Here is a 23,525-nt window from a genome sequence, read left to right on the forward strand (position 1 = left end):
NNNTCGGCTTCGACGTGTCCGTCTGGGAGATGTTCTGGCCGCTGACCTCGGGCGCCCGGCTGGTCATCGCCAACCCCGGCGACCACCGCGACCCGGTGCGCCTGGTCGAACTGATCCGGAAGCACCAGATCACGACGCTGAACTTCGTGCCCTCGATGCTGCAGGCCTTCCTGGCCTACGAGAGCATCGAAGCGACGACCAAGTTGAAGCACATCATCTGCGGCGGCGAGGCCATGCCCGCAGCCACGCAGAAGGAAGCGCTGCAGCGCCTGGGCGGCGCCACGCTGCAGAACCTGTACGGCCCCACAGAAACCACCATCCACGTCACCCAGTGGACGTGCCGCGACGACGGCAGCACGCAGGTGCCGATAGGACGGCCGATCAGCGACACGCAGGCGCATGTGCTGGACGCGAGCCTGAACGAAGTCCCGGTGGGCGTGGCAGGCGAGCTGTACCTGGGTGGCATCCACCTCGCACGGGGCTACCTGAACCGAGCCGGCCTGACGGCCGAGCGCTTCGTTGCCACCGACAACGGCAACAGGCTGTACCGCACCGGCGACCTGGTGCGCTGGAGCAACGAAGAACCGAGCCGGCCTGACGGCCGAGCGCTTCGTTGCCACCGACAACGGCAACAGGCTGTACCGCACCGGCGACCTGGTGCGCTGGAGCAACGAAGGCCAACTGGAGTACCTGGGGCGCATCGACCACCAGGTGAAGGTGCGGGGCTTCCGCATCGAGCTGGGAGAGATCGAGGCGCAGCTGCAGGCGCAGCCCGAGGTGCGGGAGGCGGTGGTCGTCGCGAACGAAGGCCCCTCGGGCGCAAGGCTGGTCGCTTACGTATCGGGCCAAGGCATCGACACGGCGGCATTGCGCGAGCGCCTGGGTGAAGCGTTGCCCGACTACATGGTGCCCAGCGTGCTGATGGTGCTCGATGCGCTGCCGCTGAATGCCAATGGCAAGGTCGATCGCAAGGCGCTGCCCGCGCCCGAGTTCAACAGCGACAGGGCGTACGAAGCGCCTCAGGGCGAAGTCGAGCAGGCCCTTGCCGTCATCTGGGCCGACGTGTTGGGCGTGGCCCGCGTCGGCCGCCATGACAACTTCTTCGAGCTCGGCGGCGATTCCATCCTGAGCCTCAAGGTGACCGCGCGCGCGGCCAGGGCCGGCGTGCCGCTGAACCCGCGTCAGGTGTTCGAACACCAGAGCCTGTCGCGCATCGCGCGCGCCGTGCAGGGCGGCCAGCCTTCGGAAACGCAAGCGATCCCCGTGCTGACGGCGGCGCAGCGTGCCGGCACGCTGGCGCTGTCCCATGCGCAGATGCGCCAATGGTTCCTGTGGCAGCTCGACCCGCAGAGCACGGCGTACCACATCAGCGGCGCGCTGAAGCTGGCGGGCCCGCTCGACGTGAGCGCCGTGCGCGCGAGCTTCGATGCGCTGGTGCAGCGCCACGAGTCGCTGCGCACCGTGTTCCGCACCGACGCGCAAGGCCTGGCCGAGCAGGTGATCCGCGAAGCCGCTGCGCTCGACATCGCGGTGGTCGATCTCTCGGCGTTGCGCAACGAGCAAGAACGCGAAGCGCGCAGCAACGAAGAAGCCTCGCGCCTGAGCCACACGCCCTTCGACCTGGCTGAAGGCCCGCTGCTGCGTGTCGGCCTGATCCGCCTGGCCCCTGAGGAACACATGCTCGTCGTGGTGATGCACCACATCGTGTCCGACGGCTGGTCGATGCAGGTCGTGGTCGACGAGTTCGTCGCCCAGTACGGCGCGCACCTGCAAGGCGCGACCGCAGCACTGCCGCCACTGCCGATCCAGTACGCCGACTACGCCGCATGGCAGCGCGACTGGCTGGAGGCCGGCGAGCGCGAGCGCCAGCTGGCGTACTGGAAGCAGCACCTCGGCACCGGTCAGCCCGTGCTGCAACTGCCCGCCGACCGCGCACGCAACGCGGATGGCCGCTACACCGCGGTACGGCACGGCTTCGAACTGCCGAACGATCTGGTTCGCAAGCTGCACAAGCGCTTGCAGGCCCAGGGCGCGACGCTGTTCATGGGCCTGCTCGCAGGCTTCCAGGTGCTGCTGAACCGCTACACCGGCGAGCCGGACGTTCGTGTGGGCGTGCCCATTGCCAACCGGCACCGGGCGGAGACCGAGAACGTCATCGGCTTCTTCGTCAACACGCAGGTGCTGCGCAAGGTGCTGGACGGCCGCGAAAGCCTGTCGCAGGTGCTGGCCCGCGCGAAAGACGCGGCCCTCGGCGCGCAGGCGCATCAGGACCTGCCTTTCGAGCAACTGGTGGAAGCGCTGCAGCCGGAACGCGTTCCTGGCGCGAACCCGCTGTTCCAGGTGCTGTTCAACCATCAGCGGGGTGACGCTGCTGCGCTGCAGGGCATGCCCGGCCTGACGTTGACCGAGTGCGACCTTGGGACGCAGGCGGCGCAGTTCGAACTGACGCTGGAAACCACAGAGGACGCCGATGGCCGCGTGTGCGCGAGCCTGCGCTATGCGGCGGAGCTGTTCGAGGCGCGGACCATGGAGCGCATGGCGGGCCATTACCTCGCTGTGCTGACTGCCTTGGCCGACCACCCCGAGCAGACGGTGGGCGAGGTGGCGCTGCTGGGTGAAGCCGAGCGCGCACAACTGGCATCGTGGGGTGCCTGCGGGCAGGCAGCCGAAGCGGGCGAGCCGATCCATCGGCTGATCGAGAAGCAGGTCCGCGCGCGCCCCGAGGCGCCGGCGCTGTGCTTCGGCGATCAGACCGTGAGCTACGGCGAACTCAACGCGCAGGCCAACCGCCTTGCACACCGGCTGATCGTCCTGGGCGTGAAGCCCGAGACGAAGGTGGGCATCGCGGTGGAACGCTCCATCNTGCGCGCCCCGAGGCGCCGGCGCTGTGCTTCGGCGATCGGACCGTGAGCTAYGGCGAACTCAACGCGCAGGCCAACCGCCTTGCACACCGGCTGATCGTCCTGGGCGTGAAGCCCGAGACGAAGGTGGGCATCGCGGTGGAACGCTCCATCGAGATGGTGGTGGGCATCCTGGCGATCCTGAAGGCCGGAGGCGCCTACGTGCCGCTGGACCCGGAGTACCCCGCGGACCGGCTGGCCTACATGGTTCAGGACAGCGGCATCGCGCTGCTGTTCACGCAGAGCCACCTGCAGGTGCCGGGCACCGACGCATTTGAAGTCCTGGCCCTNCGATCCTGAAGGCCGGAGGCGCCTACGTGCCGCTGGACCCGGAGTACCCCGCGGACCGGCTGGCCTACATGGTTCAGGACAGCGGCATCGCGCTGCTGTTCACGCAGAGCCACCTGCAGGTGCCGGGCACCGAGGCGCTGCAGGTGCTGGCGCTCGACACCCTCGACGTTAGTGCGGAACCCGATACCAATCCCGATATCGACCTGCGCGGCGAGAACCTCGCCTACGTCATCTACACCTCCGGCTCAACCGGCCGTCCCAAGGGCGCGCAGCTGTGCCACCGCAACGTGACACGGCTGCTCGACGCCACCGACGCATGGTTCCACTTCGGTCCGGGTGATGTCTGGACGATGTTCCACTCCTACGCCTTCGACTTCTCCGTGTGGGAGATCTTCGGCGCGCTGTGCACCGGCGGCAAGCTGGTNTTCGGTCCGGGTGATGTCTGGACGATGTTCCACTCCTACGCCTTCGACTTCTCCGTGTGGGAGATCTTCGGCGCGCTGTGCACCGGCGGCAAGCTGGTCATCGTGCCGTTCTGGGTCAGCCGCTCGCCCGAGGACTTCCTGCAGCTGCTGCAGGCGCAGAAGGTGACGGTGCTCAACCAGACGCCTTCGGCCTTCGGCCAATTGATCAGCCTGCCGCAGGCCTACCAAGACCCTCTGTCTCTGCGCGTGGTGATCTTCGGTGGCGAAGCACTCGACCCGCAGCGCCTGCGCCAATGGATNCCTTCGGCCAATTGATCAGCCTGCCGCAGGCCTACCAAGACCCTCTGTCTCTGCGCGTGGTGATCTTCGGTGGCGAAGCACTCGACCCGCAGCGCCTGCGCCAATGGATTGAGCACCACGGCGACGATAGCCCGCAACTGATCAACATGTACGGCATCACCGAGACCACGGTGCACGTGACCTACAAGCGCATCACCGCCGAGGACCTGGGCCAGCAGCGCAGTCCGGTCGGTCTTGCCATCCCCGACCTCGGACTGCGCGTGCTCGATGGGCAACTCAACCCGGTGCCGGTGGGCGTGGCGGGCGAGCTGTATGTCTCGGGCGCCGGGCTCGCGCGCGGCTACCTGAACCGCGAAGGCCTGACGGCCGAGCGCTTCGTTGCGGCGGAAGGCGGAGAGCGGCTGTACCGCACCGGTGACCTGGTGCGCTGGAGCAACGAGGGCCAATTGGAGTACCTGGGCCGCCTCGACCACCAGGTGAAGGTGAGATCGAGTCGCAGCTGCTGGCGCAGCCCGAGGTGAGGGAAGCGGTCGTCATTGCGAACGAGGGACCGACGGGCACGCGGCTCGTGGGCTACGTGTCAGGGCAAGACCTCGACACGACGGCACTGCGCGAACGCCTGGGCGAAGCATTGCCCGACTACATGGTGCCGAGCGTGCTGGTGGTGCTCGATGCACTGCCGCTGAACACGAACGGCAAGGTGGACCGCAAGGCGCTGCCGGCACCGGAGTTCTCGGCGGGCAACTCATATGAAACGCCACTGGGAGAGACGGAAGAGAAGCTGGCCGCGATCTGGGCGGAAGTGCTGGGCGTGCAGCGCGTGGGCCGCAACGACAACTTCTTCGAACTCGGCGGCCATTCGCTGCTGTCCGCGCGGCTCGTGGCGCGCCTGCATGCCGCCATGCACAGCGAACTCACGATCCGCGACGTCTTCCAGCACCCGACCCTGGCCGCCATGGCTGCCCGGATCGCCGGGGCCCTCCGGGACAGCCCCGTGGTCCAGGCCCTTTCAGAAATCGATTCGCTGATCGACAGCATGGAGACCGTTTGATGGAAACCACCGCAGCCCGCCGCATCGCCGAGCGCTTCTCCCGGTTGCCGGCCGAGCAGCGCCGCGTGGTGTACGAGGGCATCCGTTCCAAGGGCCTGACGCTCGACCAGTTTCCGATCCTGCCGCGCGAAGACGCCGCGCAGGACCGCTGCCATGTCTCCTACGCGCAGTTGCGCCAGTGGTTCCTGTGGCAGCTCGATCCGCAGAGCACGGCCTATCACATCAGCGATGCACTCAAGCTCACGGGAGCGCTGGACGTGGACGCGGTGCGCACCAGCTTCGAGGCATTGGTGGCACGCCACGAATCGTTGCGCACGGTGTTTCGCGCCGATGCCGACGGACTTGCCGAGCAGGTGATCCGCGAGGACGGCCAACTCGACTTCTCGCTGCTGGACCTGAGCCTGGCGGACGCCGACGCTCGCGAGGCCATGGCCCGCGAAGCGGCACAACGCATCGGCAACACGCCCTTCGACCTGACGCAGGGACCGCTGATGAGGGTGGCGCTGATCCGCCTAGCGCCCGAAACGCACGTGCTGGTGCTGGTGATGCACCACATCGTCTCGGACGGCGGCTCGCTGCAGATCATCGTGGACGAGTTCGTGGCGCAGTACCGCGCCTGCGTGCAGCGCGAAGCCGTGGTGTTGCAGCCGATGCCGATCCAGTATGCCGACTACGCGGTGTGGCAGCGGCACTGGCTGGAGGCTGGCGAGCAGGAGCGCCAGCTCGCCTACTGGAAGACGCAGCTCGGCGGGACGCAGCCGGTGCTGCAACTGCCGCTCGACCACGCCCGCAGGCCCGATGGCCGGTACGGCGCGGCCACCCAGCGGTTCGAATTGCCCGCGTCGCTGGTTCAGGGCCTGCAGAAGCGGGCTCGGCATCAGGAGGGCACGCTGTTCATGGTGCTGCTGGCCGGCTTCCAGGTGCTGCTGGGACGCTACAGCGGCCAGGAAGACATTCGCGTGGGCGTGCCGATCGCGAATCGCCATCGCATGGAGACCGAAGGCGTCGTCGGTTTTTTCGTCAACACGCAGGTGCTGCGCGCGGTGGTGGACAGCCGCGCCAGCCTGCTGCAGGTGCTGGCGCGGACGCACGAAGCGGCACTGGGTGCGCAGATGCATCAGGACCTGCCGTTCGAGCAATTGGTCGAGGCGCTGCAGCCGGAGCGTGTGCCGGGCATCCAGCCGTTGTTCCAGGTGCTGTTCAATCATCAGCGCGGAGATTTCTCGGGACTGAATGGGCTGCCGGGACTCGCGTTGGAACCCTATGGCCTGGGAGCGCAGACCGCGCAGTTCGATCTGATGCTGGTCACCGACGAGAGCCCTGACGGTCGGCTGCATGCGACGTTCAGCTATGCGGCGGAGCTGTTCGAGGCCTCGACGATCGAGCGCATGGCGGACCACTACCTGGCGGTGCTGCAGGCGCTGGCGGACCACCCCGAACAGGCGGTGGGCGAGGTGGCGCTGCTGGGTGAAGCCGAACGCGCGCAACTGGCATCGTGGGGCGCGTGCAGGCAGGCAGCCGAAGCGGGCGAACCGATCCATCGGTTGATCGAACGGCAAGTGCGCGCGCGCCCCGAAGCACCCGCACTGTGCTTCGGCGATCAGACCGTGAGCTACGGCGAACTCAACGTGCAGGCCAACCGCCTTGCACACCGGTTGATCGCCCTGGGCGTGAAGCCCGAGACGAAGGTAGGCATCGCGGTGGAGCGCTCCATCGAGATGGTGGTGGGCATCCTGGCGATCCTGAAGGCCGGAGGCGCCTACGTGCCGCTGGACCCGGAGTACCCCGCAGACCGGCTGGCCTACATGGTGCGTGACAGCGGCATCGCGCTGCTGCTCACGCAAAGCCACCTGCAGGTGCCGGGCACCGAGGCACTTGAAGTCCTGGCACTGGACACGCTCGATCTGTCCACCGAGCCGGAGAGCAACCCCGATATCGACCTGCACGGAGAGAACCTCGCCTACGTGATCTACACCTCCGGCTCCACCGGCCGGCCCAAGGGCGCGCAGCTGTGCCACCGCAACGTGAGCCGGCTGCTCGGCGCCACCGACACATGGTTCCATTTCGGTCCGGGTGATGTCTGGACGATGTTCCACTCCTACGCCTTCGACTTCTCCGTGTGGGAGATCTTCGGCGCGCTGTGCACCGGCGGCAAGCTGGTCATCGTGCCGTTTTGGGTCAGCCGCTCGCCCGAGGACTTCCTGCAGCTGCTGCAGGCGCAGAAGGTGACGGTGCTCAACCAGACGCCTTCGGCCTTCGGCCAATTGATCAGCCTGCCGCAGGCCTACCAAGACCCTCTGTCTCTGCGCGTGGTGATCTTCGGTGGCGAAGCACTCGACCCGCAGCGCCTGCGCCAATGGATCGAGCACCACGGCGACGACAGCCCGCAGCTGATCAACATGTACGGCATCACCGAGACCACGGTGCATGTGACATACAAGCGGATCACGGCGGCGGACCTGAGCCAGCAGCGCAGTCCGGTCGGCCTTGCCATCCCCGACCTCGGACTGCGCGTGCTCGATGGGCAACTCAACCCGGTACCGGTGGGCGTGGCGGGCGAGCTGTACGTCTCGGGCGCCGGACTGGCTCGCGGCTACCTGAACAGGGCGGGCCTGACATCGGAGCGCTTCATTGCGACGGAAGGCGGAGAGCGCCTGTACCGCACAGGCGACCTGGTGCGCTGGAGCAACGAAGGCCAGCTGGAGTACCTGGGCCGCATAGACCACCAGGTGAAGGTGCGGGGCTTCCGCATCGAGCTGGGGGAGATCGAGGCACAGCTGCAGGCGCAGTCAGAGGTGAGGGAAGCGGTGGTCATCGCCGACGAAGGCCCGACGGGCACGCGGCTCGTGGGCTACGTGTCGGGGCACGACATCGACACGACACAGCTTCGGCAGAAGCTCGGCCAGAAGCTGCCCGACTACATGGTGCCCGCGGCGCTGGTGGTGCTCGACGCACTGCCGCTGAACACGAACGGCAAGGTGGACCGCAAGGCCCTGCCGGCGCCGGAGTTCACGAGCGAGCGCGCCTACGAGGCGCCCGCAGGCGAGGTGGAAGAAAAGCTGGCCGCCATCTGGGCCGAGGTGCTGGGCGTGGCGCGCGTGGGGCGCAACGACAACTTCTTCGAGCTCGGCGGCCATTCGCTGCTGGCGCTGCGACTGCTGGAGCGCATGCGCGCCCAGGGCTGGTCGACGCAGGTGCGCACGCTGTTCCAGCAGCCCCAGCTCGACGCCTTCGCGCAGGCGCTGGTGTCGGAGCCTGCGCGGCAGGAGCTGGCCGTTCCGCCCAACGGCATTCCGGCGGATTGCCGGGCGATCCAGCCGGAGATGTTGACGCTGGCGACCCTGGATGCATGGCAGATCGCGCGCATCGAGGCGGCGGTGCCGGGCGGGGCGACCAACATCCAGGACATCTACCCGCTGGTGCCGATGCAGGAGGGGATGCTCTTCCACCACCAACTGCAGGCCGAGGGCGACGCATACATCACGCTGAACCGCCTGAGCTTCGAAAGCCGCGAAAGGCTCGAGCATTTCGTCGCCAGCTTCAACGAAGTGATCGCGCGCCACGACATCCTGCGAACGGCCGTGATGTGGGAAGACCTTCCTGAACCGATGCAGGTGGTGCATCGCAAGGCCGTGCTCGAACTCCAGTGGCTGGCCGATGCCGGGCCGGGCGGCGCGAACGCGACAGCGCGGCTCGATGCCCACGTCGACCCCGCGTACTACCGCATCGACGTGCGCAAGGCGCCGATGCTGAGGGCGATCGCGGCCCACGACGCTGACAACGGCCGCTGGCTCCTGCAGCTGGCGAACCATCACCTGGTGGTGGACCACACCACGCTGGAGCTGGTCGTCGAGGAAATCGCGCTGATCCAGCAAGGGCGCAGCGCCGGGCTGCCGGCGCCCGTACCGTTCCGCCACTTCGTCGGGCAGGCCAGGCTGGACCTGAGCCAGGCCGGGCACAAGGCCTTCTTCAGCCAGATGCTCGCCGATGTGGAGGAGCCGACGGCACCGTTCGGCCTGCTCGACGTGCAAGGCGACGGCACCCGGGTGCGGGAAGCCTCGCTCGCGCTGGATGCACGGCTCGCATCGCAGGTCAGGAGCCAGGCGCAGAGATGCGGCGTGAGCGCCGCGGCGCTGTTCCACATGGCCTGGGCGCTGGTGCTGGGCAAGACCACGGGCAGGGACGACGTGGTGTTCGGCACCGTGCTGTTCGGCCGCATGCAGGGCGGTGCGAATGTCGACCGGGCACTGGGCATGTTCATCAATACGCTGCCCGTGCGCATCCGGCTGGGAACGCAAAGCGTGCAGGCGTGCGTGCGCCAGACGCACACGGCGCTGAGCGAACTGATGCATCACGAGTACGCCAGCCTGTCGCTGGCGCAGCGCTGCAGCGCGCTACCGCAGCGGATGCCGCTGTTCACGGCGCTGCTGAACTACCGCTACGGCGCGCAGCAGGGCAAGGAAAAAGAGAAGGGCCTGCTGTGGGAAGGCATGGAGGTCCTGGGCAGCAGGGAGCGCACCAACTACCCGATCGAGATGTCGGTGGACGACCTGGGCGAGGGCTTCCACCTGGTCGCGCAGATTCACGAAGCGGTGGATGCCACTCGCGTGTGCGGCCTGATGGTCGCCGCTGTCGAGGCCGTCGTGCAGGGCCTGTCGGGGCAGCCCGAGCGGCTGGCCTGCGAACTCGAGGTGATGTCCGGCGACGAACGGCGCCAGCTTGCCGCATGGGGCGAAAACTCCACGCGGTATGCGCAGGACGAGCCGGTGCATCGGCTGATCGAGCGGCAGGCGGCACTCAGGCCGGACGCGACAGCGCTGGTCTTCGGTGACGAGGCGTTGAGCTATTCGGAACTCGACGCACGGGCCAATCGCCTGGCGCATTGCCTGATTGCCCTTGGCGTGAAGCCGGAGACGAAGGTGGGCATCGCGGTGGAGCGCTCCATCGAGATGGTGGTGGGGGTCCTGGCGATCCTGAAGGCCGGCGGGGCGTACGTGCCGCTCGACCCGGAGTACCCCGTGGACCGTCTCGCCTACATGGTGGCCGACAGCGGCATCGGATTGCTGCTCACGCAAAACCACCTGGCCGCCCTGGTGCCGGGCGCCGAGGCGCTGCAGGTGCTGGCGCTGGACACGCTGGACACCGGCAGCCACTCCGATGCCGCCCCGCAGGTCGCGCTCGGAGGCGAGAACCTGGCCTACGTCATCTACACCTCCGGCTCCACGGGAAAGCCCAAGGGAGTGATGGTGCGGCACCGGTCGCTCAGCCACTTCATGCTGAGCATGATGGAGGCGCCGGGCATGACGCAGGACGACGTGCTGGTCGCAGTCACCTCCCTGTCGTTCGACATCGCCGCGCTGGAGCTGTACCTGCCACTGCTCAGCGGCGCGCGCCTCGTGCTGGCACCGAGGGACGTGGTGCGCAACGGAAGTGCGCTCGGCGAACTGATGGACGGGTGCGGTGCCACCGTGCTCCAGTCCACGCCCGCGGGCTGGCGGCTCTTGCGGGCCGCTGGATGGAATGGCGGCCGGGGCGCGAACTTCAAGGGCCTGTGCGGCGGCGAGGCGCTGCAGGAAGACCTTGCGCAAGACCTGCTGGCGCTCGGCGTCGAGCTCTGGAACATGTACGGCCCCACCGAAACCACGATCTGGTCGACGGCGGCCGCGGTTCGCGGCAGGCCCCGCATCGGCGGGCCGATCGCGGCCACGACGCTGCACGTGCTGGACGGCTTCCTCAACCCGTCGCCCGTGGGCGTGCCAGGCGAGCTGTTCCTGGGCGGCATCGGCCTGGCACGGGGCTATTTCCGGCGCGCGGGCCTGACGTCCGAGCGTTTCATCGCGGCGCAGGACGGCCAGCGGCTGTACCGCACGGGCGACCTCGTGCGCTGGAGCACGGAAGGCCAGCTGGAGTACCTGGGCCGCATCGACCACCAAGTGAAGGTGCGGGGCTTCCGCATCGAGCTGGGCGAGATCGAGACGCAGCTGCTGGCGCAACCCGAGGTTCGCGAGGCCGTGGTGGTGGCGCGCGAGAGCGCGAACGGCGCATCGCTGGCCGCCTACATCGCACTGCAGGCAGGGCAGGCGGCAGACACGGCGACGCTGCGCGACCGCCTCGCTGCGGCACTGCCCGACTACATGGTGCCGGCCGCCATCGTCGTGCTCGAGCGCCTGCCCCTGAACGGGAACGGCAAGATCGACCGCAAGGCGCTGCCGGAGGTGGAGTTCGCGAGCGACCGGGCATACGAGGCACCCGAAGGCGCGGTGGAAGAGAAGCTGGCCGCGATCTGGGCCGAGGTGCTGGGCGTGCCGCGCGTGGGGCGGCACGACAGCTTCTTCGAGCTCGGCGGGCATTCGCTGCTGGCGGCACAACTCGCGTCGAGGGCGCGCGTCGATGGCGGATTCGACCTGCCGCTGCGCAGGATATTCGAGCACCCGGTGCTTCGCGACCTCGCGAATGTCGCCCGGCAGGCGCGGCACGAGAGCCCGTTGTCCGCTCGCGTGCCGGTGCTGCAACCGGTCGAGCGCGTGGCCGACATGAAGCTCTCGCCCGCGCAGCAGCGCCTGTGGCTGGTGAATCGGCTGTCGGACGCATCGGACGGCAAGCACGCGGCCTACAACATTTCGGCGGCGCTGCGCTTGTCGGGCGCGCTCGATGTCGACCTGGTGCGCGCCACGCTCGACGCCATCGTGCAGCGGCACGAAGTGCTGCGCACCTGGTTTCCCGAGAACGACGATGGCGATCCCGTGGCTCGCATCGCGCCAGGAAGCGACCTCGTCGTTGCGCTGACGGATCTTTCGCACCTCCCGGCCGAAGTGCAGGCGAGGGCGATGCACGATGCGCTCGCCGCGCATGCGGGCACCGCGTTCGACCTGGCCACCCGCCCGGCCTTCGCGGCAGCCGTCCTGCGCCTGCAGCCCGAGGAACACGTGCTGATGCTGTGCGTGCACCACATCGTGTTCGACGGTTGGTCCGAAGCCGTCTTCATCCAGGACTTCATGGCCCTGTATGCGGCGCTGCGGGAAGGGCGCGGCTCACCCCTTGCGCCGCCCGCGATCCAGTACGCCGACTACGCCGACTGGCATCACCGCAAGCTCGCGCAGAACCTTGCGCAGGACGCCGCGTTCTGGCGCGGCTACCTCGAGGCCGCCCCCGCCGTGTCCACGCTCAGGCCCGATCACGCCCGGCCTCCAGTGGCGTCGGTGGCGGGCGACACGGTCGGCATCGAGATCGGGCACGAGCTCGCGCAGGCGCTGCACGGGCTGGCGCGGGAGCAGAAGACCTCGCTGTACGTGCTGCTGCTGTCGGCCTTCCTGCTCGTGCTGCACCGGCAGGCCGCGTCGGACGACCTGGTGATCGGCACCGACGTCGCCGGGCGCGATCATCCGGCGCTCGAAGAGCTGATCGGCTTCTTCGTCGGCGTCGTGCCGCTGCGTTCCCGGCTCGCGCCCGCGCTGCCCTTCGTGCAGTGGCTCTCGAGGGTCAAGGAGAGCACGCTGTCGGCCTTCGAACACCAGGACGTGCCCTTCGACCAGATCGTCGAACTGGTCGGCGCGCCCCGCAGCCGCCAGCACAGCCCGCTGGTGCAGGTGCTGTTCGTCATGCAGAACATGCCCGAGGGACGCTTCGAGATCCCCGGCGTGGTCGTCGAACCGATCCCACGGTCCGGGACGACATCGAAGTTCGATCTCGCGGTGTTCATGAGCGAGAACGAAAACGGCCTGCGGGCCGAGTGGACCTTCGCCTCCAGCCTGTACCTGCGCGAGACCATCGAGCGCGCATCCACGGCGTGGCGCGATCTCCTGCAGCAGGTCGTCGCGGCACCCAACGGCGTGCTGGAGAGCTTCGTCATTCCATCCAACACGGAAAGAAACACCATGCCGTCTACCTCGCCCGCGCTGGGCAAGCTGCAGAAGCTCAAGAAATTCACCGCCAAGGATCGCGACGTCCAGGCTGCACCGCGCTCGCCCGTGCGCACCTCCTTCTTGTCGGACCAGCGGACTTTCCCACTGGTCATCGAGGCCACGAGCAGCGACATCGACGCGGTGGCATGGGCTCGGGAGCAGGGCGCGTACATCGAGGCCAGCCTCGGCAAGCACGGCGGCATCCTGCTGCGCAATTTCGGCCTGCGCACGCCGCAGGAATTCGAGGCCTTCGCGGAGGTGATCGAGCCCGAGCTCTACGGCGGCTACGGCGATCTTCCGAAGAAGGAGGGTGGGCGCAACACCTACCGTTCGACGCCGTACCCCGAGCGCCAGATGATCCTGTATCACAACGAGAGTTCGCACCTCGACCGCTGGCCGCGCAAGCAGTGGTTCTTCTGCGAGCTGCCGTCGCCCGTGGGCGGCGCGACGCCCATCGTCGATTGCCGCGAGATGCTGCGCCTCCTGCCGGCCGGCATGGTGGCCGAGTTCGAGCGCAAGGAGCTGATGTACGTGCGCACCTTCATGCCGCGGTTCGACGTGAGCTGGAAGGACTTCTTCAAGACCGAGAGCAAGGCCGAGGTCGAGACGCGCCTCGCGCTGGCCGGCACCGCCTGGCGCTGGCTGGACGACGACACGCTGCAGACCCGCACCCGCTGCCCGGCGGTGATCACGCATCCCGTCACCGGCGAGCGCGTCTTCTTCAACCAGATCCAGCTGCACCACGCGAGCTGCCTGGAGGCGGACGTGCGCGAGGACCTGCTGGCCATGGCCGGCGGCCTGGAGTACCTGCCGCGGCATGTGACCTACGGCGACGGCACGCCGATCGACGACGAGACCATGGCGGTCGTCGGCCGCGCCTACGAAGCGTGCGCCGTGCGCTTCGACTGGCGCCAGGGCGACGTGGTGATGCTCGACAACATGCTCGCGGCACACGCGCGGGACCCGTACGAGGGGCTGCGCAAGATCGTGGTCGCCATGGGAGCGATGTGCGACCGCGCCGCGCTTGCGCAGGCTCCTGGCGCCGCTCGGCAACCCGCTGTGTTCGAGGGTTGAAGCCATGGCTGCCATTCTCGAAACCACGACTTCCTCGCAGCCGCTCAGTCCCGAGCAGCGTGCCATCCGGGCGCAGCATGGTGAGCAGGCCGCTCCCGGCGCGCCCAAGCTCGTGCTGCAGGCCGATCTCGACGGCGAGCTCGATGCGGCGCGCCTCGAGGCCGCGGCCCGCGCGGTCGTGCAGGCCCATGTGGCCTTGCGCTCGGCGGTGTTGCAGGTTCCCGGCTTCCGGGGTCTCAGGCAACAGGCCCTGGATGCGGCGGCTGCGCTGCGCTGGCAAAAAATCGACCTTCGCGGCAATGCCGACAGCGCGGCCGCGCTGGCCGACTGGATCGCCGCATGCACGCAGGAGCCGCTGGATGTCGCGAGCGGCGCGCCGCTGCGCATCGGGATCGCCCGGCTCGGCGAAACACGGCACAAGCTCGTGCTGGTTGCGAGCGTGTTCGCCGCGGACAAGGGCAGCCTGCACGGCCTGCTGGATCAGATTGCAACGGCTTACCTCACTGGGCAGGCCGTCGATGCGGACGAGGTCTTCCAGTACACGCAGTTCGTCGAATGGCGCCAGGACCTCGAAAGCGGCGACGAGGCCGCCGAGGGGCGCGGCTACTGGCAGGCTTGCATCGACCGCGCCGATGTGCTGCAGGCACCGCGCCTGAACACCCGGATGGACGGGGTACGCGCGGTCGCGTCGCCGGCGCGTGCCAGCCTCTCTCTTCCTCTCGATGCGGCGCTTGCCGCCCGCACGCAGGAAGCGGCCGGGCAGCTCGGGTGCGGCACCGACCTGCTCCTGCAGGCCGTGTGGTGGCTGCTCGTGGCCCGTCTGACCGGCCACAGGCCTTTCGTCGCCGGCTGGCAGAACGATTGCCGGCACGACTACGAAGTGATGCGGGGAGCGGTGGGCGTCTTCGAGAAGATCCTGCCCGTGGTCGTGGACATCGCGCCCGAGGAGCGCTTCTCCGACTGGATCGCACGCCTGGGCGAAATGCTCGAGGCGCACGCCGAGGCCCAGGAGTACTGGGCGATCGATGCGCCGCCGATTTCTGCGCACCTCGACGTGGGCTTCGGCTTCGACGAGATGCCGGTGCTCTCGCACGGTACCGTGGCCTGGCGCGTGGATACCGTGCCCGGGCCGCTGCCTTGTTTCGAACTGGCCATGCAGGTCGGCCGGGCCGGGCAGGCTTTCACGCTGTCGGTGCATGCGGATGCGTCGCGCTATTCGTCCCAGGCCGTGGAGCGGCTGCTGTGGCAGTACCAGACCTTGCTCGAGGATGCCGTGGCGCAGCCTCGCGCGCCGGTCGGCAGCCTCGCGCTGGTCGGTGAGCGCGAGCGCGAATTGCTGCTGCTGGCAGCGCGCGGTGCGACGGCCGATTTCGGAAGCCTCACGCTGGCCGGGCAGGTCGCCCGCTGGGCGCGGACGACGCCGGACGCGCCCGCGCTGGAGGCTGGCGACGTGCGGCTGAGCTATCGCGAATTCGATGCGCGAATCAACCGGATGGCGCACTGGCTGCAGGCCCGGGGCGCTGCGGCCGGAACGCTGGTGGCGCTCAACCTTCCGCGATCGGCCGATCTGCTGGTGGCGATGCTGGCGAGCTGGCGCATCGGGGCGGGCTACCTGCCGCTGGACCCCGAGTGGCCCGCCGCGCGCCGCCAGGCCGTGCTGGAAGACGCCGTGCCGTCGCTCGTGCTCCATGCGGCAGGCGTGCCTTCGGCCGGCGATGCGCCGTGGCGGCAGGCATCGCTGGACGACATGAACCTCGACGGTGTCGCCGACAGCGCGCCGGCATACCAACCCGCGATGCAGGGTCTGGCTTATGTGCTCTACACCTCGGGTTCGACGGGGACGCCCAAGGGCGTGGTGATCGGGCAGGGGCAGTTGCTCAACTACGTGGCTGCGGTGTCATCGGCCATGGACCTGGCTCGCTGCCGCCGCTGGGCGCTCACAAGCTCCGTCGTCGCGGACCTGGGCAACACGGCGCTCTTCGGTGCGTTCCACAACGGTGCCTGCCTCGTCGTGGCGGGAGCGGGCGACGTGAAGGATGCGCGCGCCTTCGCCGGCTTCATGCGCGAACGCCGGATCGACGCGCTCAAGATGGTGCCCTCCCACCTGGAGGCCCTGCTCGAGGACGAGGCGCCGAAGCTGCCCGGCACGCTGGTGCTGGGCGGCGAGGCCGCACCGCGCTCGCTCATCGAGCGCATCGCCAGGCTTGCACCGGATACCGCGATCTACAACCACTACGGCCCCACGGAAACGACGGTGGGCGTGATGGTGCACCGCGTATCGGCGGGCGAGGCCGCGTCCCCGGTGCTGCCGCTGTCGCGCGTGCTGGCGAACAACCGCGTCCATGTGCTGGACGAAGCCTTGCGCATGGTGCCGAGCGGCGCGCTGGGGGCGGTGTATGTCGGCGGTGCGCAGCTGTGCCGCGGCTACCTGAACCGGGAGGTGGAAGGCGCCTTCGTGGCCGATCCGTTCGAGCCGGGGCAAGAGCTCTACCGCACGGGCGACCTGGCCTGCGTGCTGCCCGAAGGCGGCATCCGCCTGGCGGGGCGGGCGGACGACCAGATCAAGATACGGGGCTTTCGTGTCGAGCCGGCCGAGGTGGAGGCGGTGTTGCTGTCGCAGCCCTGCGTGCGACAGGCCGTGGTGCTGGCGGTGCCGGGCGGCGGAGGCGACGCCGAACTCCGGGCCTTCGTCGTGGGTGACGGGGCGCTCGCGTCGGAGACCGGCCGCTCGGCTCTGGCAGGACGGCTGGGCACGCTGCTGCCCGCGCACATGGTGCCTGCGCGCTGTACCTTCGTCGCGGAGTTCGCGAGGCTGCCGAACGGAAAGATCGACCGGCAGTCGCTGCTGCTGTCCGCAGCACGCAGCGATGACCGCAAGCCGGTGGCGGCGGCACCGCGCGACGCGCTCGAATCGGTGCTGGCCGAGTGCATGGCAAGCCTGCTCCAGCGCGACGCCATCGGCGTGGAAGACGACTTCTTCGAACTGGGAGGGCACTCGCTGCTCGTGATCAAGCTGGTGGCGCGCATCCGCAAGCAGCTGCGGATCGACATCGCGCCGGGACTGGTGTTCGACCATCCCAGCGTCGCCACGCTCGCAGCGGCGCTTCGCACGATGGAGAACGAGGGATCGGTTTCGGCATACAGGATGGAACAGTGATGAACAGCAGCAATGCGGCGCGGCGGATTTCAGCGAAGAACGGATGGGCGGATGACGATGGCGACGACGAAATCCTCCGTTGCGTGTCGGACGGCGACGAGGTGCCGTTGTCCCCTGCGCAGGAGCAGCTGTGGTTCCTGCAGCGCCTGGAGCCGGGGCTGACGGCCTACAACCTGCCGCGGACGTTCCGCCTGCACGGCCCGCTGGACGCGGATGCGCTCGAGCGCACGTTCCAGGCCGTGATCGATCGCCACGGCATCCTGCGCACCCGCTTCTTCGAGAAAGACGGCGTTCCCATGCAGCAGATGGTGCGGGACGTGAGGTTCATGCTGGAGCGGTTCGATCTGTCCCTGGAGTCCGGGGCCGCGCGGCAGGCGCGCGTCGATGCGCTGACGGGCGAGACGGCCCTGCATGTGTTCGACCTGGACGCCGCGCCTGCATTGGTGGCCAGGTTGATCCGGCTGTCGGGCCAGGAGCATGTGCTGACGGTCTGCCTGCACCACATCGTGTCGGACGCGTGGTCCAACCCCATCCTCGCTGCGGACCTCGCTTCGGCCTACCGCCTGGCATCGGCTACGGGTGCGGCCGTGCGGCTCCCGGCCTTGCCGGCCCAGTACGCCGACTACGCGCTGTGGCAGCGCGAGCGCCTGCAGGGCGAGGGCCTGGCGAAGCAACTGGACTACTGGAACGCCCACCTGGGTGCCGATGTGCCACCGCTGGAACTGCCGCTCGACGCGGCACGCCCTGCGCGGCAGACCTTCGACGGTGCGGTGCATCGCTTCGCGCTGGAGCCGGCGCTGGCGGTGGCGTTGCAGAAGTTCTGCCGCACGGAGAAATGCACGCCCTTCGTGGTCCTGCTCGCGGCGTGGCAGATGCTGCTGGGCCGGTACAGCGGCCAGAACGACTTTGCCGTCGGCGTGGCCAATGCCGGCCGCCATCGCGACGAGGTGCGCGATCTGGTGGGGTTCTTCATCACGACCCAGGTGTTCCGCGTGCGGCTCGAACCGCGCGCCACGTTGCGCGAAATCTGCCGGCGGGTGCGGCGCGATTCGCTATCCGCACTGGAGCATGCGGACCTTCCCCTCAATGCGCTGCTGGCCGGCCGGAACGAAAAGCGCGACGCGTCGCGCAACCCGTTGTTCCAGGCGATGTTCGGCGTGCAGATGAGCGACAGCGTTGCCGACCTCGCGTTCGGCGACGTGCGCGCGGAGCAGGTTGGGGGCGGCAACGCGAGCGCCAAGTTCGACCTGTCGCTGGATTTCTTCATCGAACCGACGCGTGCGTACGCGCAGATCGAATACAACACCGACCTTTTTGGGGAGGCCACCGTGGCGCGGCTGGCGGGCTGGTATGTGCGCCTGCTCGAGACGTTGACGGTCGATCCGGAGCAGGTCTTTTCGGACATCGATCTTTCGAGCGATGCGGAGCGTGCGCAACTCGCGGCCTGGGGTTCGAACACGCGGAGCTTTCCGGATGCGACGCCGATCCATCGGCTGATCGAGAAGCAGGTCCGTGCGCGCCCCGAGGCGCCGGCGCTGTGCTTCGGCGATCGGACCGTGAGCTATGGCGAACTCAACGCGCAGGCCAACCGCCTTGCACACCGGCTGATCGCGATCCTGAAGGCCGGAGGCGCCTACGTGCCGCTGGACCCGGAGTACCCCGCGGACCGGCTGGCCTACATGGTTCAGGACAGCGGCATCGCGCTGCTGCTTACGCAGAGCCACCTGCAGGTGCCGGGCACCGACGCATTTGAAGTCCTGGCCCTGGACACGCTCGACCTGTTCGAAGAACCGTCGCACGATCCGCAGCTCGATCTGCACGGCGAGAACCTCGCCTACGTGATCTACACCTCGGGCTCCACCGGCCGTCCCAAGGGCGCGCAGCTGTGCCACTGCAACGTGACACGGCTGCTCGGCGCCACCGATGCCTGGTTCGGCTTCGGCCCCAAGGACGTGTGGACGATGTTCCACTCCTACGCCTTCGACTTCTCCGTGTGGGAGATATTCGGTGCGCTGTGCACCGGCGGCAAGCTGGTGGTCGTACCGTTCTGGGTCAGCCGCTCGCCGGAAGACGTTCTGCAGCTGCTGCGCAGTGAGCGCGTCACCGTGCTCAACCAGACGCCTTCGGCCTTCGGCCAGTTGATCAGCCTGCCGCAGGCCTACCAAGAGCCTCTGTCGCTGCGCGTGGTGATCTTCGGCGGCGAAGCACTCGACCCGCAGCGCCTGCGCCAATGGATCGAACACCATGACGATGACAGCCCGCAGTTGATCAACATGTACGGCATCACCGAGACCACGGTGCATGTGACCTACCGGAGGATCACGGCGGCGGACCTCGAGGGGCAGCGCAGCCCGGTCGGGCTTGCCATTCCGGACCTCGGATTGCGCGTGCTCGATGGGCAACTCAACCCGGTACCGGTGGGCGTGGCGGGCGAGCTGTATGTCTCGGGCGCTGGGCTCGCGCGTGGCTACCTGAACCGCGAAGGCCTGACGGCCGAGCGCTTCATTGCCACCGACAACGGCAACCGGCTGTACCGCACCGGTGACCTGGTGCGCTGGAGCAACGAGGGCCAATTGGAGTAGAGATCGAGTCGCAGCTGCTGGCGCAGCCCGAGGTGAGGGAAGCGGTCGTCATTGCGAACGAGGGACCGACGGGCACGCGGCTCGTGGGCTACGTGTCGGGGCACGACATCGACACGACACAGCTTCGGCAGAAGCTCGGGCAGAAGCTGCCCGACTACATGGTGCCGAGCGTGCTGGTGGTGCTCGATGCACTGCCGCTGAACACGAACGGCAAGGTGGACCGCAAGGCGTTGCCGGCGCCGGAGTTCGGCCGTGCACCGACGTGCGACGAGCAGCCGAAGGAGGGCGCGCAGGGCGTGCTCGAAGCGGCACTAGCAGCGATCTGGGCCCAGGTGCTGGGTGTGCCGCGCGTGGGGCGCCACGACAACTTCTTCGAGCTGGGCGGCGACTCACTCGTCGCGCTCAGGCTGCTGGCCAGGATCAACAAGTCCCGTGTGCTGAGCGTGCAGATATCCCTGCAGGATCTGCTCGAGAAGCAGACGATCGCCCGGTTGGTCGCGCAGCTGGACATGGGCGCGCCGCCGCAGCCTGTCCAGTTGCTGAACGCGTATGCCGGGCCGGCGGATGCGATGCCGCTGTTCTGCGTGCCGCCCGCGCTGCGCCATCCGATCGACTACCGGCCGATGGCGCGCCACCTGGAAGACTCGCGTGCCGTCTACGGCCTGAGCTACGCGGACGACGTCGCCGGACTGGATTCCATCGAGCAGATGGCCCGGTACTACGTCGATGTCATCCGCAGGACGCGGCCACAGGGGCCCGTCGGCATCGTCGGCTGGTCATTGGGAGCAGTTGTCGCGGTGCATGTCGCCAGCCTGCTGGAACAGCAGGGCGTGGACGTCGCCTTCCTCGGCATGGTCGACAGTTTTCTGCTGGACGAGAGCTTCGATCCGCACGGCTGGTACCAGGACTTCCGGGATTTCGTGCTGGACACCGCGAGCGGCGGCATGGGCCACGAGGCCGTCAACGCGATGCTCGACTGCTTCGAGCCGATCCGCTCGGGCTCCGACGAGACCGTGCGCGACGCCGTCGAGGAAATCGTGGCTGCGGCCGGCATGGGCATGAAGCCGGGCGACATCTTCCGGGGGATCGTCGCCACCCGGCGCATGAACGCGATCACGCAAAAGATCGCCGCATTCCCGCGCGTGAAAGTGGCGCCGCATTTCTGGTGGAAGAAGGGGCGGGCGGTTGCGCAGAAGAACGCGCTCCTGTCGCAGTTCGGCGGCAAGGCGCAGGTTTCGCTCGAGGTGAATGCCGACCATCAGGGCATCGTGCGCAACGCTGCGCTGCTGAGCCATCTGCATGCGGCCATGCGCGATGCGCAGCAGGCCCGGGAGACGGCAGACGCGCGCCGATGATGGCGAGCGAAAGATGACGAAGCCTCCCCCGCATTCACGCGGGGGAGAGTCATCGGATCAGAACTTGTACCGGGCGGTCAGGGTCGCCGTGCGGAGAGTGCCCTGGTAGCACTGTCCGTGGTAGCAGATCGAGTTGTACTGCTTGTTCGCCAGGTTGGAGATGTTGAGCGCGAAGCGCCACGGGCCGCGCTCGTAGTGCGCGGCCGCATCGAGGAGCGTCACGCCGCGTTCGTACGTGGTGTTGTGCTCGTCGTTCTGGCGCTTGCCGATGTAGCGCACGCCACCGCCGAACCCCAGGCCGTTGCCCATGGTGTAGTCGAGCCACACCGAGGCGGTCTGCTTGGGCACGAGCGGCGGGATCTTGCTGATTTCGCCCGCATCGGCGCTGTTGAGCACCTTCATGTCCAGCCAGGTGTAGGCGGCGGAGATGTTCAGGCCCGGTGCGAGCTCGCCCTTGGCTTCCAGCTCGAGGCCGCGGGAGCGCTGCTTGCCGATCTGGCGCCCCTCGGAGGTCGTCGGGTCGTAGGTGACCACGTTGGTCTTGCGCAGGTCGAAGACTGCCGCGGTATACGAGGTGCGCGAGCCCGCGGGCTGGAACTTGACGCCGACCTCGACCTGCTTGCCGCTGCTGGGCTTGAAGGGTTGGTTGTTCGCGTCGACACCGCTGTTGGGCAGGAAGGACGTGGTGTAGCTCATGTAGGGAGCCCAGCCGTTGCCGAACAGGTAGCTGATGCCTGCCCGGCCACTGAACGCACTGTCCGATCGCCGGGTATGGCTCCTGGCCAGGTAGTTGTCGGTGAGCTGGCGCACTTCGTCGTGACGGCCCCCGAGCGTGACGATCCAGTTGTCGCCGAACTTGATCTGGTCCTGGGCGTAGAAGCCGGTCTGGCGCGTCGACTGGGCCACGTCGGTCAACGGGATGGTGGGCATCGCCACGGCCTGGCCGTAGACGGGCGCCCAGATGTCCAGGGTCGGCGCCGCGCCGCGGAAGCGCCGCTGCTTGCCTTTCTGGTCGCTGTAGTCGACGCCCAGCAGCACCGTGTGCTGGACGGCGCCGTACTGCAGCTTGCCCTGCACGCTGGTGTCCAGCGTGGCCAGGTCCACGGGGTCGTTCCAGGTCCTGGCAACGCGGGAGAGCGTGTGTCCGTCGTTGCCGAGCGAACCGGCCCAGACTGCTCGCCTGTCCAGGGCGATCTGGCTGTAGCGGAAGTTCTGGCGCAGCGTCCAGGTGTCGTTCAGGGCCGTTTCGAAACGGTAGCCGATGGCGCTCTGCGACTGCTTGAGCTGGCCGAAGCTGTAGTCGCCCACCTTCACCGGATAGAGAACGTAGTCCTGGGTGAGGTAGTACGGGTCTTCGGCCGTGTTGTTCTTGAGAAACTCCCCGAAGACGGTCAGCGAGGTCGTCGAATTGGGTTGCCAGCGCACTGACGGCGCAATGTAGCTGCGCGTGTGGTTCAGCTTGTGGCCGTCGGGATACTTGTCCTGGTCGTTGCTGTCGAGACCCACCCCGACCACGCGATAGCTCAGGTCGGTGTTGCCGATCCTGTCGCCGAGGTCGAATGCCAGTTGCTTGCGCTGGTAGCTGCCGTACTGCAGTTCGATCTCGCGGATCCGCTCGCCGGTCGGCTGCTTGCTCACGCGGTTGACGATGCCGCCGGCGTCTCCCTGGCCGAACACCATCGACGAAGGGCCGCGCAATACCTCCACGCGCTCCAGCGCGTAGGGCTCGGTCAGGTAGTAGGTGGGGCCGAACGCCGGCTGCGCGAGCCCGTCCCTGTAGACACCGTTGGAAGAGGTGCTGAAGCCCCGCAGCAGGATGTATTCCCAGCCGCGGTTGTCGGGGCCGTAGGTGTTCGTCGTGACGCCCGGCGTGTAGCGGATGGCCTCCATGACGTCCTGCACGCCGCGCGCATCCATTTCCTCGCGGCCAATGACGGAGATCGACTGCGGCACCTCGATGAGCGGCGTGTCGGTCTTGGTGGCCGTGCTGCTGCGGCGGGCCACATAGCCGGACACCGGGCCGGTGGGCGATTCCTCGGCGTTGGCCACCACCTGCACCGCGGGCAGGGTGCCTTGCGAGCCGGAAGCGTCGGCGGCGCGGCGGATCGCGAGGCCGCCGCTGGCGGTGCGCGTGGCTTCCAGCGAAGTGCCCGCGAGCATCTGGCGCAGGGCCTGGTCGACCGTGAGCTTGCCTTCCACGGCGTGCGAGCTGGTGCCTGCGACCACTTCGCCGGCGGCGAATACCTGCACGCCGGTCTGGCGCGAGAACTCGTTGAGCGCCGCGCCGAGCGCCTGCGATGGCACCTTCACCTCGAACACCTGTGCCGCGGCCTGGCCGGAAGCCTGTGCTGAAGCGACAGGGGCCCAGACGGTGAGAACGGAACCGAACGCCGCGGCAAGCGCGGCGTTCAGCAGATGTTGGCGAGGCAGGGGACGCATAGAAGAACAACTCCAGTTTTTTGAATTACGACGCATTCACATTCAGGTGC

At 68.1% G+C, this 23,525-nt stretch carries 5 protein-coding genes and 5 pseudogenes; 9 read left to right on the top strand and 1 reads right to left on the bottom strand.

Going from position 1 to position 23,525, the window contains the following annotated elements:
- Positions 1-3: 3 nt before the first annotated feature.
- From ASD05_RS07660 to ASD05_RS07700, 9 genes and pseudogenes are all read left to right on the top strand, one after another.
- Positions 4-2,862, top strand: a pseudogene (locus ASD05_RS07660) (condensation domain-containing protein); the annotation flags it as partial.
- 1 nt (position 2,863) lies between these two features.
- Positions 2,864-3,190 (top strand): annotated as a pseudogene (locus ASD05_RS30430) (AMP-binding protein); the annotation flags it as partial.
- Position 3,191: 1 nt separating this feature from the next.
- A pseudogene (locus ASD05_RS30620) lies at positions 3,192-3,615 on the top strand (AMP-binding protein); the annotation flags it as partial.
- 1 nt (position 3,616) lies between these two features.
- Positions 3,617-3,915 (top strand): annotated as a pseudogene (locus tag ASD05_RS30625) (AMP-binding protein); the annotation flags it as partial.
- A 1-nt stretch (position 3,916) separates the two neighbouring features.
- A pseudogene (locus ASD05_RS30630) lies at positions 3,917-4,967 on the top strand (AMP-binding protein); the annotation flags it as partial.
- Positions 4,967-13,942 (top strand): non-ribosomal peptide synthetase, encoded by an 8,976-nt coding sequence (locus tag ASD05_RS07685; RefSeq protein ID WP_082572002.1) that lies wholly within the window; start codon positions 4,967-4,969, stop codon positions 13,940-13,942. The pseudogene ASD05_RS30630 and the gene ASD05_RS07685, both read left to right, overlap by 1 nt.
- Before the next feature lie 4 nt (positions 13,943-13,946).
- Positions 13,947-17,099: a non-ribosomal peptide synthetase gene (locus tag ASD05_RS07690; RefSeq protein WP_056589885.1), complete on the top strand. Its 3,153-nt coding sequence runs from the start codon at positions 13,947-13,949 to the stop codon at positions 17,097-17,099.
- A complete protein-coding gene (locus ASD05_RS07695; protein WP_056589888.1) occupies positions 17,099-19,681 on the top strand; it encodes an amino acid adenylation domain-containing protein in 2,583 nt (860 codons plus the stop codon). Before ASD05_RS07690 ends, ASD05_RS07695 begins: the two co-directional genes overlap by 1 nt.
- Positions 19,682-19,713: 32 nt before the next feature.
- A complete protein-coding gene (locus ASD05_RS07700; protein WP_056589892.1) occupies positions 19,714-21,036 on the top strand; it encodes a thioesterase domain-containing protein in 1,323 nt (440 codons plus the stop codon).
- Between the two features lie 57 nt (positions 21,037-21,093).
- On the opposite strand, the gene ASD05_RS07705 is transcribed toward ASD05_RS07700, so the two are convergent.
- The gene (locus ASD05_RS07705) at positions 21,094-23,475 is read right to left on the bottom strand and encodes a TonB-dependent siderophore receptor (protein ID WP_056589894.1); all 2,382 of its coding nucleotides are present in this window, start codon (positions 23,473-23,475) and stop codon (positions 21,094-21,096) included.
- Positions 23,476-23,525 lie beyond the last annotated feature (50 nt).

Origin of the sequence: Variovorax sp. Root434, from assembly GCF_001426595.1 — a bacterium.
Classification (GTDB): Bacteria; Pseudomonadota; Gammaproteobacteria; order Burkholderiales; family Burkholderiaceae_C; genus Variovorax.

Coding starts and splice junctions, on each gene's coding strand:
- ASD05_RS07690 (WP_056589885.1), top strand. CDS start 13,947: ATGGCTGCCATTCTCGAAACCACGACTTCCTCGCAGCCGCTCAGTCCC.
- ASD05_RS07695 (WP_056589888.1), top strand. CDS start 17,099: ATGAACAGCAGCAATGCGGCGCGGCGGATTTCAGCGAAGAACGGATGG.
- ASD05_RS07685 (WP_082572002.1), top strand. CDS start 4,967: ATGGAAACCACCGCAGCCCGCCGCATCGCCGAGCGCTTCTCCCGGTTG.
- ASD05_RS07705 (WP_056589894.1), bottom strand. CDS start 23,475: ATGCGTCCCCTGCCTCGCCAACATCTGCTGAACGCCGCGCTTGCCGCG.